Origin of the sequence: Streptomyces angustmyceticus (assembly GCF_019933235.1) — a bacterium.
GTDB lineage: Bacteria > Actinomycetota > Actinomycetes > Streptomycetales > Streptomycetaceae > Streptomyces > Streptomyces angustmyceticus.
The window spans coordinates 2112755-2124457 of sequence record NZ_CP082945.1 but is presented as its reverse complement, the minus strand read 5'-3'; the positions used below and the strand labels follow the sequence as shown (position 1 = coordinate 2124457).

The following is an 11703-nucleotide window of genomic DNA, read 5'->3' as shown; positions in this document are numbered from 1 at the left end:
CGCCTCACCCGTCTACTGCTTGTTCGCCCACTTCTTGCTCATGGTGTCGAACATGCTCTTGGCCTCGGGACCCAGGTGGGGACCGGCGGACCAGCGGGCCGGACGCGGCCCCATCGACATGTTGGAGATCAGCACCGGCTTGCCGTCCGCGCCCTTCATGAACCAGGGGCCGCCGGAGGAGCCACCGGTCATGGTGCAGCCGATCCGGTACATGGTCGGCTTCTTGGCGTCCATCGACAGGCGGGTCGGCTTGTCGGTGCACTGCTGCTGCGCCGCACCGTCGAACGGCGCCTCGGCCGGGTAGCCCTGCGCGGTCAGGCTCGGGATCTTGGCCATCGCGGGGGCGTTGAAGTCGACGTCGTACGCGCCGCCGGCGACCTCCTCCAGCGACTTGCCGCCGGTGCTCTCCTCGGGCTTCACGTGCATCAGCGCGAAGTCGTACGGGGCCATCGGCACGCCGGGAACCGCGCCGCCGGCCTTGATCCACTGCTGGGACGTCGCCATGTCGTCCGCCCACCACTTGCCGGAGGGGACCCGCTCCTCGTACGGCTTGCCCTTCAACTGGCCCTCGGTGCCACCGGTCTTGTTGAAGTTCGGCACGAACATCATGTTGCGGTACCAGCCGCCGTTCTTGCCGGCGTGCACACAGTGCGCCGCGGTCCACACCAGGTTGGACTTACCGGGGTGCGCCGGGTCCTTGACGACGGTGGCCGAGCAGCGAGACCCGCCCTCGGGGGTGCTGAACAGCAGCAGGCCCACGCCGGGAGCGGTCGAGGTGTACGGGGTCTTGACGGCCTGGGCCGGGACGGCCGCGGGCTCGGGGTCGGTCTTCCCCTGGTCCTCCGAGATGTCCTCGGGCTTGCTGGGGTCCTGGGGCGGCTTGACCTTGTCGATCTTGTCCTTGTCCCAGAAGTCCTTGATGATCGGGTTGATGAACTCACCGGCTTCCCGGAGCCACTTGTCCCGGTTCCAGTTCTTCCACTCGCCGTTCTTCCACTTGTCCAGGTCGAAGCCGTGTTCCTTGAGCTTGTCCTGGATGTCCTGCGGAATCTGGAAGCCACCCCCGCCCGTGGCGTCCTGGCCCGCGGACTGGCTGGGCTTGGCGTCCGCGTTGTCGCTCTCGGGCCCGCAGCCGGTGGCGGTGAGCGCCACGACGGCGGTGAGGGCGGCGGCGGCCAGGACTGGCCGACGTATGGATCGCATGGGTGAGCTCCCCCTGGTGGTTCGACTGAGCCGGTGCGGCTTGTGCGGGTTGCGCCGGTCCGTTCTTTGTCATGAACCTCAAGATCTCGGCGCGACACCCCACTATGCCGGTGACGATGGGGACGGCGGTACTCGGGTCCCCGGTTCCGCGCCATCAAGGATCTTGCCCACAGCCGTGATCCCGGGTCGCCGCCGTCGTTGGTACGTACGGGGGACGGCCGGGCTGCCCCCAGCCCGCGCGGCATTCAGCAGCTCACCAGCAGGAGGGCACAACTCCCGTGGCGTTGACCGAAACCGTGCCGGCGGCCGCGCCGCCGGCCCATGAGGGGATCCTGCGGCGGCAGTCCCTGCGCGAGTCCGCTGCCCGTACCTACGCGCGCTCGCTGCCCATCGTCCCGGTGCGCGCCCGCGGGCTGACGATCGAGGGCGCCGACGGCAGGCGCTACCTCGACTGCCTCTCCGGCGCCGGCACCCTGGCGCTCGGCCACAACCACCCGGTGGTGCTCGAAGCGATCCGGACGGTCCTCGACTCCGGCGCGCCGCTGCACGTCCTCGACCTGGCCACCCCCGTCAAGGACGCCTTCACCACCGAACTCTTCGCCACGCTGCCGGGGGAGTTGGCCGAAAAGGGGCGTATCCAGTTCTGCGGCCCGGCCGGCACGGACGCCGTCGAGGCCGCCTTCAAGCTCGTCCGCACCGCGACCGGCCGCGACGGCCTGATGGCCTTCTCCGGCGCCTACCACGGCATGACCGCACAGGCGCTCGCCGCCTCCGGGGGAGCGCAGCACACCGACGTGGTCCGGCTGCCCTACCCCTACGACTACCGCTGCCCCTTCCAGACCGGCGGCGAGCGCGGCGCCGAACTCGCCGCCCGCTGGACCCAGAGCCTCCTCGACGACCACAAGAGCGGCGTGCCCCACCCGGCCGGGATGATCCTGGAGCCGGTCCAGGGCGAGGGCGGCGTGATTCCCGCGCCGGACAGCTGGCTGCGGCGGATGCGGGAGATCACCGCCGCCCGCCAGATCCCGCTGATCGTCGACGAGGTGCAGACCGGCGTCGGCCGCACCGGCGCCTTCTGGGCGGTCGACCACAGCGGCATCGTGCCCGATGTGATCGTGCTGTCGAAGGCGATCGGCGGCAGCCTGCCGCTCGCCGTGATCGTCTACCGCGAGGAGCTCGACGCCTGGCAGCCCGGGGCGCACGCGGGCACCTTCCGCGGCAATCAGCTCGCCATGGCCGCCGGCGCGGCCACCCTCGCCCACGTCCGCGCCAACGGCCTCGACCGGCGCGCCGGAGAGCTCGGCGCCCGGATGCTCGACCGCCTCACCTCCCTCGCCGACGCCCACGACTGCATCGGCGACGTCCGCGGCCGCGGGCTGATGCTCGGCGTCGAACTCGTCGACCGCACCGCCGGCCCCGACGCCACCGGCGCCCGCCCCGCCGACCCCCGGCTCGCCGCCGCCGTCCAGCACGCCTGCCTGGACCGGGGCCTGATCGTCGAACTGGGCGGCAGGCACTCCGCCGTCGTCCGGCTGCTGCCGCCCCTGACCATCACCGACGAACAGGCGGACGCGATCCTCGACCGCCTCGCCGACGCCATCACGGCGGCGGTCCGCACCACCCCCGGGCCGACGGGCTCGTCCCCCACGACAATGCGAGGCACCACCCCATGAACGAACGCCCCGGCCCCGACGGCGGCCAGTCCGCCGAGCGCGTCCCCGCCCACCAGGGCGCGGGCACCATCGAGTCCGTCCCGCGCCAGCAGCGGCGCGCCCCCGGCGACACCTGCCACACCCACGAGACCCCGGACCCGGCCGCCCTCCACGGCGCCCCCGGCCCGTACGACTGCCTCCGCTCCGGTGACCACGACCCCCTCGACCACCCCGACCCGGCGGTCGCCGCCGACGCCGCGGGCATCGAGCACCTGCTGCGCTGCTGGATCAGGGAGAGCGGCACCCCCCGCCCGGCCGAGGACGGCCTGCGCCTCCCCCTGCGCGCCGCCGCGGGCGCCCTGCGCGTCCCCGTCCGCTACTGGTCGCCCACGGGCTGGCACCGCCTGGGCGCCCCCACCCTCGAAGGCGCCCCGCCCGGCGCCGCCCCGCTGGACGCCGTCACCCTCGCCGCGCTGCTGCGCCGGGAGGCCGCGTACGGCGACCGCCGGGCCTCCGACGGCGGCGAACACCGCGTCGCGGACACCGACGAGCGACCGGCCCCGGACGACGCGGGAGGGCAGGCGCCGGACGGCGACGGCGCCGAACTCATCGGCCGGGTGGCCAACTCCGTGCGCAACGTCGCCGTCTTCCTCACCGACCGGCGCGCCCGGCCCGCCGACGACCACGGCGCCCTCTTCCTCGAAGCCGAACAGTCCCTCCTCCTCGGCCACCCGCTGCACCCCACGCCCAAGAGCCGCGAGGGCCTGTCCGACGCCGAGACCCGGGCCTATTCGCCCGAACTCCGCGGCGCCTTCCCGCTGCACTGGACGGCCGTGCACCGCTCCGTGCTGGCCGCCGACTCCGCCTGGACCGAACGCGGCAAGCCCGTACCGGCCGAGCAGCTGGCCAGGGAGTTCGCGGGGGACGGCCTGCGTCTCCCCGCCGGCACCGTGCCGTTGCCGCTGCACCCCTGGCAGGCCAGGGAACTCGCCGACCGCCCCGACGTCGCCGCCCTCCGCGAGGCCGGTCTGCTGCACGACCTCGGCGCCCACGGCCCGCTCTGGCACCCCACCTCCTCGGTCCGCACCGTCTACCGCCCCGACGCCGTCGCCATGCTGAAGCTCTCCCTCGGGCTGCGCATCACCAACTCCCGCCGGGAGAACCTCCGCAAGGAACTGGCCCGCGGGGTGGAGGTCCACCGGCTGCTGCGCACCGGCCTCGCCGAACAGTGGCAGACCGTCCACCCCGGCTTCGACATCGTGCGCGACCCCGCCTACCTCGCCGTCGACGGCCTCGACGGCGCACCCGTCCAGGGCCTGGACGTCGTCATCCGCCACAACCCCTTCAGCACCACCGACGACGCCGTGTGCATCGCCGGCCTCACCTCCCTGCGGCCCTGGCCCGGCCGTTCGGGCGTGCGCTCCCGGCTCGGCGACCTCGTCGCCACGCTCGCCGCCCGCACCGGCCGCCCCCTGGAGGCGGTGGCCACCGAATGGTTCCTGCGCTACCTGGAAGCGGTCGTGCGGCCCGTGCTGTGGCTCGACGGCACGGCCGGCGTCGTGCTCGAAGCCCACCAGCAGAACACCGTGGTGCTGCTGGACCCCCACGGCTGGCCGGTCGGCGGCCGCTACCGCGACAACCAGGGCTACTACTTCCGCACCTCCCGCCGCGCCGAACTGGAGCGGCGACTGCCCGGTATCGGCGCGGACAGCGACAGCTTCGTCGCCGACGACGTCACCGACGAACGCTTCGCCTACTACCTGGGCATCAACAACGTCCTCGGCCTCATCGGCGCCTTCGGCTCGCAGCGCCTGGCCCGGGAGGAGATCCTCCTCGCCGCCTTCCGGCGGTTCCTCGCCGATGCCGCGGCGGCCCCCCGGGCGCACCGCTCGCCGCTCCCCGAGCAGCTGCTCGCCGCCCGCACGCTGCGCTGCAAGGCCAATCTGGCGACCCGGCTGCACGGTCTGGACGAACTCGTCGGCCCGGTCGAGACCCAGTCCGTGTACGTCACCCTCCCCAACCCCCTCGCCCCGTAGCCGCCCACCGCAGCCTCCGAGACAGCCTTCCGCCCCGGCGCCGGCGCCCCGCGACCCACCAGGCCACGCGGCACGAGGCCACGAGAGGAGAGCCCCGCCGTGCCACCCACCGATTCCGGCCTCGGCTCCAGCTCCGAGGACACCCTCGACCTGCAGCTCCCGCCCGAGTTCGGCGCGCTGTTCGCCGAGGGGCACGGGCCGGCGTCCCCCGACGCCCCGGCCGCCGGGCCGCTGCTCGACAACCTGGCGGGCTGGGGAGCGGCCGACACTCCCGCGGGGCCGTTCGAGCTCGTCCCCGTCCGGCCCGCCCGCGACCTCGACCGGATCACCGGCTGGATGAACGATCCGGCCGTGGCGGCCTTCTGGGAGCTGGCGGGCCCGCCGGAGACCACCGCCGCCCACCTTCGCCCCCAGCTCGACGGCGACGGCCGCAGCGTGCCCTGCCTGGGGGTGCTGGCCGGTGTCCCGATGAGCTACTGGGAGATCTACCGGGCCGACCTCGACCCCCTCGCCCGCCACTACCCGGCACGGCCCCAGGACACCGGTGTCCACCTGCTCATCGGCGGCGCCGGCGACCGGGGGCGCGGGCTGGGCGCCATGCTGTTGCGCGCCACCGCCGACCTCGTCCTCGACCACCGGCCGCAGTGCGCGCGCGTCCTCGCCGAGCCGGATCTGCGCAACACCGCCTCCGTCGCGGCCTTCCTGAGCGCGGGATTCCGCTACGGCGACGAGATCGAACTTCCCGGCAAACGCGCGGCGTTGATGGTCCGCGACCGCGCCCACCGCCACCTGCTCTGACCCCGGCGCCGTCCGTCGTCGGTCCCGCCCCGGTCCGCCGTCCACCCCCGCTGCCCCGGTTGTCCCCCGTACGTGCCGGGGCGGTCCCGCTTCGAGGAGCCCGCCTTGTCGCCTGAGCCCCAGCCTTCGCACAGCGCCTGGCAGCACGCCGCGCGCCGCCTGTTCGCCAAGACCCTGGCGGAGTTCGCGTACGAGGAAGTCCTCACCCCCGAGCCCGACGGCACCGCGCCCGACGGCACCCCGCAATACCGGCTGCCGGTCACCGACGGCCTCGTCTACCGCTTCCGCGCCCGCCGCGGCGCTTACGGCCACTGGCGCGTCGACCCCGATTCGCTCACCCCCGACGCCGACCTCTTCCGCTTCCTGACCCACGCGCACGACACCGTGCTGGAGCTGTCCGGCGACACCACCGGGCATCTCATCCGCGAGCTGACCGCCACCCTCGCCGCCGACACCCGGCTCGACGCCACCGCCCTCACCGCCGCCGAGCTCGCCGACCTCGACTACGCCACCCTCGAAGGCCACCAGACCGGGCACCCCTGGCTCGTCGCGAACAAGGGCCGGCTCGGCTTCTCCGCCAACGACGCGGCGACCTGGGCCCCGGAGGCCCGCACCCCCCAGCGCCTGCCCTGGCTCGCCGCCCACCACAGCATCGCCCACTACCGCGGTATCCCCACGCTGGCCACCCCCGACCGTCTCTACGGCGAGGAGCTGGACCCCGCCACCCGGCACACCTTCGCCCGCACCCTCACCGGTGAGGGCCTGGACCCCGCCGACTACCTCTACCTCCCCGTCCATCCCTGGCAGTGGGACGAGACCATCGCCCCGCTCTTCGCGCCGCAACTCGCGGACAGATCCATCATCGCGCTGCCCACTGACAACGACCTCCGCCTGCCACAGCAGTCGATCCGCACCTTCCTCAACGTCAGCCGCCCACGGGCCCGAACCGTCAAACTGCCGCTGTCCATCCTCAACACCCTCGTCTGGCGCGGACTGCCCACCGAGCGCACCCTCGCCGCCCCCGCCGTCACCCGCTGGGTGCACGGGCTGCGCGACGCCGACTCCTACCTGCGCGACGAGACCCGGGTGATCCTCCTCGGCGAGACCGCCTCGGTCACCGTCGAGCACCCCCTCTACGACCGGCTTCCCGGCGTCCCGTACCAGTTCAAGGAGCTGCTCGGCTGTATCTGGCGCGAGCCGCTCGACGGGCAGCTGGACCCCGGCGAACGCGCCCGTACCCTGGCCGCGCTGCTGCAGACCGACCCCCGGGGACGCGCCCTGACCGCGGAACTGGTGCGCCGCTCGGGGCTCGCCCCCCGCGACTGGCTGGCACGGCTGTTCGCCGCCCTGCTGCCACCCCTGCTGCACTTCCTCTACCAGTACGGCACGGTCTTCTCCCCGCACGGCGAGAACGCCATCGTCGTCTTCGACGAGCAGGACGTCCCCACCCGCCTCGCGGTCAAGGACTTCGTCGACGACGTCAACACCAGCTCCCGGCCGCTCCCCGAACACGACTCCATGCCGGACGACGTCCGGGCGGTGCTGCTGACCGAACCGCCCTCCTTCCTCACCCAGTTCATCCACTCCGGACTGTTCGTCGGCGTCTTCCGCTACCTCGCCCCGCTGTGCGCGGACCAACTGGACGTCCCCGAGACGGAGTTCTGGTCCCTGGTACGGGCCGAGATCCTGCGCCACCACGAGCGCTTCCCCGCCCTCAAGGAGCGGTACGAGACCTTCGACCTGCTCACCCCGCGCATCGAGCGGCTGTGCCTGAACCGCAACCGTCTGCATGTGGACGGTTACCGGGACCGCCGCGACCGCCCGCACGCGGCCGTGCACGGCACCGTCCCCAATCCGCTCCACCACCCGTGACCGGACCCGGCTGTCAGTGGTCCCGCGTAGGCTTGCAGCGCTATGACAAAGCCCTCCCTCCCCGATCTGCTCCACGCCGCCGTCACCGCCGTCGGCGGCACCGAGCGCCCCGGCCAGGTGGCGATGGCCGAGGCCGTCGCCGAGGCCGTGGACGAACAGGCCCATCTGCTGGTGCAGGCCGGCACCGGCACCGGAAAGTCCCTCGGCTACCTGGTGCCGGCGCTCGCGCACGGCGAGAGAGTCGTGGTCGCCACGGCCACCCTGGCGCTGCAGCGCCAGCTCGTCGAGCGCGATCTTCCGCGCACGGTCGAGGCGCTGCATCCGCTGCTGCGCCGCCGCCCCGAGTTCGCCATGCTCAAGGGCCGCTCCAACTACCTGTGCCTGCACCGCCTCCATGAGGGCGTCCCCCAGGAAGAGGAGGACGGGCTCTTCGACGTCTTCGAGCAGGCGACGCCGACCAGCAAGCTCGGCAAGGACCTGCTGCGACTGCGCGACTGGGCGGACGAGACCGAGACCGGCGACCGCGACGCGCTGACCCCCGGCGTCTCCGACCGCGCCTGGGGCCAGGTCTCGGTCTCCTCCCGCGAGTGCCTGGGCGCCTCGAAGTGCGCCTACGGGGCGGAGTGCTTCGCCGAGGCCGCCCGGGAGCGCGCCAAGCTCGCCGACGTCGTCGTCACCAACCACGCGCTGCTCGCCATCGACGCGATCGAGGGCGCCCCGGTCCTCCCGCAGCACGAGGTCCTGATCGTCGACGAGGCCCATGAGCTGGTCTCCCGGGTCACCGGCGTCGCCACCGGCGAGCTCACCCCCGGACAGGTCAACCGCGCCGTCCGCCGGGCCGCCAAACTCGTCAACGAGAAGGCCGCCGACCAGCTCCAGACCGCGGCGGAGACTTTCGAGCGCCTCATGGAGCTGGCCCTGCCCGGCCGCCTGGAGGAGATCCCCGAGGACCTCGGCTACTGCCTGATGGCGCTGCGGGACGCGGCCCGTACGGTCGTCGCGGCGCTCGGCTCGACCCGCGACAAGTCGGTCCAGGACGAGGACGCCGTCCGCAAGCAGGCCCTCGCCGCGGTGGAGAACGTCCACGCCGTCGCCGAGCGGATCGCCAACGGTTCCGAGTACGACGTGGTCTGGTACGAACGCCACGACCGCTTCGGCGCGTCCCTCCGGGTGGCCCCGCTGTCCGTCTCGGGCCTGCTGCGGGAGAAGCTCTTCGACGACCGCTCGGTGACCCTCACCTCCGCCACCCTCAAGCTGGGCGGCGACTTCAACGGCGTCGCGGCCTCGCTGGGCCTGGCCCCCGAGGGCACCGAGGGCGAGGACGTCCCGCCCTGGAAGGGCCTGGACGTCGGCTCGCCCTTCGACTACTCGAAGCAGGGCATCCTCTACGTCGCCAAGCACCTCGCCCAGCCGGGCCGCGAGGGCAGCCGCACCGACATGCTCGACGAACTCACCGAGCTGATCGAGGCCGCCGGCGGCCGCACCCTCGGCCTCTTCTCCTCCATGCGCGCCGCCCAGGCCGCGGCCGAGGAGCTGCGCGGCCGGCTGGACGTGCCGATCCTGCTCCAGGGCGAGGAGACCCTCGGCGAGTTGATCCGGGCCTTCGCCGCCGACGCCCGTACCTGCCTGTTCGGCACGCTGTCCCTGTGGCAGGGCGTCGATGTCCCGGGGGCGAACTGCCAGCTGGTCGTCATGGACCGGGTGCCGTTCCCGCGCCCGGACGACCCGCTGATGAGCGCCCGGCAGAAGGCCGTGGAGGAGGCCGGCGGCAACGGCTTCATGGCGGTCGCCGCCACCCATGCCGCGCTGCTGATGGCCCAGGGCGCCGGCCGTCTGGTCCGCGCGACCGGCGACCGTGGTGTGGTGGCCGTCCTCGACCCTCGCGTGGAGCGGGCCCGCTACGGCTCGTTCCTGCGCAAGTCGATGCCCGACTTCTGGTACACCACCGACCGCAACCAGGTCCGCCGCTCCCTCGCCGCCATCGACGCGGCGGCCAAGGCGGCGCCGGTCCCGGAGACCGCGGAGCCGGCGGCGGAGACGCCGTAGTGCGTGGGCCTGCCCCGTGACCACTCAGCGGGCAGGCCGGGCCCGGCCGTCGCCGCCACCGTGCGGGGGCGGTCGCGGTACAGCGGCACAACGGGCACGGCACGCAGCCGGGCAGGGCAAGACCAAGCCCCGGAACCGGCGCAGTGGTTCCGGGGCTCGGCGGTCAGGGGTGGGTCAGACGCGGCGCAGCACCGCCACCACCTTGCCGAGAATGGTCGCCTCGTCGCCGGGGATCGGCTGGTACGCGGAGTTGTGCGGCAGCAGCCACACATGGCCGTCCTCGCGCTTGAAGCGCTTGACGGTGGCCTCGCCGTCCAGCATGGCGGCGACGATGTCGCCGTTCTCGGCGACCGGCTGGCGGCGGACCGTGACCCAGTCGCCGTCGCAGATCGCGGCCTCGATCATGGAATCGCCGACGACCTTCAGGACGAACAGTTCGCCGTCGCCCACGAGCTGGCGGGGGAGCGGGAAGACGTCCTCGACCGACTCCTCGGCGAGGATCGGTCCACCGGCGGCGATCCGGCCGACCAGCGGGACATAGGAGGCTGCGGGCTTGCCGGCGGTCTCCGTCGCGGCGGCGGTGGTCTGGTCCGAGCCGCGGACCTCGTACGCCCGGGGCCGGTGCGGGTCGCGCCGCAGGAAGCCCTTGCGCTCCAGGGCCATGAGCTGGTGGGCGACGGACGAGGTGCTGGACAGCCCGACGGCCTGGCCGATCTCGCGCATGGACGGTGGGTAGCCGCGCCGCTGGACCGAATCCCGGATCACCTCGATCACCCGGCGCTGGCGGTCGGTGAGCCCGGAGCTGTCGGCCCGGATCCCCGGGGGGCGACCGGGCAGCGAGCGGGCCGGCTTCGGCTCTTCGGAGTCCGACGTGGCGTCGTCCATCGACGGCCGCTGTGCCTGCTGCGGTTCGAACCGGCTCTGGGAGTGGCTCTGTGCGGCGATGGTCGCGCTGTCTGCGGTGGTGGTCACGTCGGCCCCTCTCGAAATGTTCTCCCTAGTTAGCCAACGGTAGTTGCTTTCGAAAGGTTGCGCCAAACACACGTTCGAGTGAAATATTCGGCGAATGGATGCCCGGATCAAGTGGCTGGGTGTATGGCCGAGCGGCAAAGGCCGCTCCCGGCGGGCCGCTGCAGCCCGGACGTCCCGGCCCTCGGGTGTGTCGGACGGCCGGTGTACGGAGGGGCGCGGTGGTCGGCCTCGCGGCCCGGCCGATTCTGTCACCCTGGCCCCGCCGCGCCGCCGGCCGGGTGGCTTCCCGTACTCTCGTGGGCGACCGTCCGGCCCGTCGCCGCCGCGACACGCGGTAGGCGGATGTAAGCGCCCCGGCACCACATGTAGTGGTTGACTGCGATCGGTTACCCAGAAGTTGTGGTGCCTGGTCCTTCGCGGGGTCGGGAATCGCCTATGCTGGAGCCTGCTCCGAAGGGCCCGTACGGACCGGCCGGAGGTCTGTCGCCGTATGCCGGGCTCGTTGGCGTACGTACGTCCGTATATCAAGGGTGAGGAGGGTGGAGCCATGCACTGCCCCTTCTGCAGGCACCCGGACAGCCGGGTCGTCGACAGCCGCACCACCGATGACGGGACGGCGATCCGCCGGCGCCGCCAGTGCCCCGACTGCTCCCGCCGTTTCACGACCATCGAGACGGCGTCGCTGATGGTGATCAAGCGGAGCGGGGTCACCGAGCCCTTCAGCCGCAACAAGGTCATCGCGGGGGTGCGCAAGGCGTGCCAGGGGCGCCCGGTCACCGAGGACGCGCTCGCCAAGCTCGGCCAGCGGGTCGAGGAGGCGGTGCGCGCCACCGGCAGCGCCGAGCTGTCCACCCATGACGTCGGGCTCGCCATACTGGGCCCGCTGCAGGAACTCGACCTCGTCGCGTACCTGCGCTTCGCGTCCGTTTACCGGGCCTTCGATTCACTCGAGGACTTCGAGGCGGCCATCGCCGAGCTGCGTGAGCAGCGCGAGCAGGAACCGCCCGGGCAGGAATGCGGGACCGACGGGGAGGCCGGCGGCCCGGCCGTTCCCGTGCCCGCCACCGCCGCCGACTGAGCTCGGCGCGCATCCAGGACCTGAACCGGGGCGAGAGCAGGGCGCC

Annotated in this window: 8 protein-coding genes; 6 read left to right on the top strand and 2 right to left on the bottom strand. The window is 73.1% G+C overall.

All coding sequences use genetic code 11. The annotated features are described in order from the left end of the window. Positions 1-12: 12 nt before the first annotated feature. A complete protein-coding gene (locus K7396_RS09655) occupies positions 13-1203 on the bottom strand; it encodes a trypsin-like serine peptidase (protein ID WP_086720014.1) in 1191 nt (396 codons plus the stop codon). Positions 1204-1481: 278 nt separating this feature from the next. On the opposite strand from K7396_RS09655, the gene K7396_RS09650 reads away from it, so the two are divergent. The 5 genes from K7396_RS09650 to K7396_RS09630 all read left to right on the top strand — a co-directional run bounded on the left by K7396_RS09650 (position 1482) and on the right by K7396_RS09630 (position 9607). Further along, entirely contained in the window at positions 1482-2876 is a 1395-nt protein-coding gene (locus K7396_RS09650; RefSeq protein ID WP_086720012.1) for a diaminobutyrate--2-oxoglutarate transaminase family protein, read from the top strand. Beyond that, positions 2873-4891, top strand: a complete 2019-nt coding sequence (locus K7396_RS09645) for an IucA/IucC family protein (RefSeq protein ID WP_152105076.1) — start codon at positions 2873-2875, stop codon at positions 4889-4891. The genes K7396_RS09650 and K7396_RS09645 overlap by 4 nt, the downstream gene beginning before the upstream one ends. A 99-nt stretch (positions 4892-4990) precedes the next feature. After that, positions 4991-5689 carry a GNAT family N-acetyltransferase gene (locus K7396_RS09640; protein ID WP_152105077.1) on the top strand — a complete coding sequence of 233 codons (699 nt, stop codon included), beginning with the start codon at positions 4991-4993 and terminating at the stop codon, positions 5687-5689. Between the two features lie 105 nt (positions 5690-5794). After that, complete coding sequence (locus tag K7396_RS09635) at positions 5795-7561, top strand: IucA/IucC family protein (protein ID WP_086718776.1); 1767 nt, start codon at positions 5795-5797, stop codon at positions 7559-7561. Positions 7562-7603: 42 nt separating this feature from the next. Beyond that, positions 7604-9607, top strand: coding sequence for an ATP-dependent DNA helicase (locus K7396_RS09630; RefSeq protein WP_086718777.1), 2004 nt, complete (start codon positions 7604-7606; stop codon positions 9605-9607). Between the two features lie 174 nt (positions 9608-9781). Here K7396_RS09630 and lexA read toward each other — a convergent pair whose 3' ends face one another. Beyond that, complete coding sequence (lexA, locus tag K7396_RS09625; protein WP_086718778.1) at positions 9782-10579, bottom strand: transcriptional repressor LexA; 798 nt, start codon at positions 10577-10579, stop codon at positions 9782-9784. Positions 10580-11126: 547 nt separating this feature from the next. On the opposite strand from lexA, the gene nrdR reads away from it, so the two are divergent. Further along, a complete protein-coding gene (nrdR, locus tag K7396_RS09620; RefSeq protein ID WP_086718779.1) occupies positions 11127-11657 on the top strand; it encodes a transcriptional regulator NrdR in 531 nt (176 codons plus the stop codon). Positions 11658-11703: the final 46 nt, after the last annotated feature.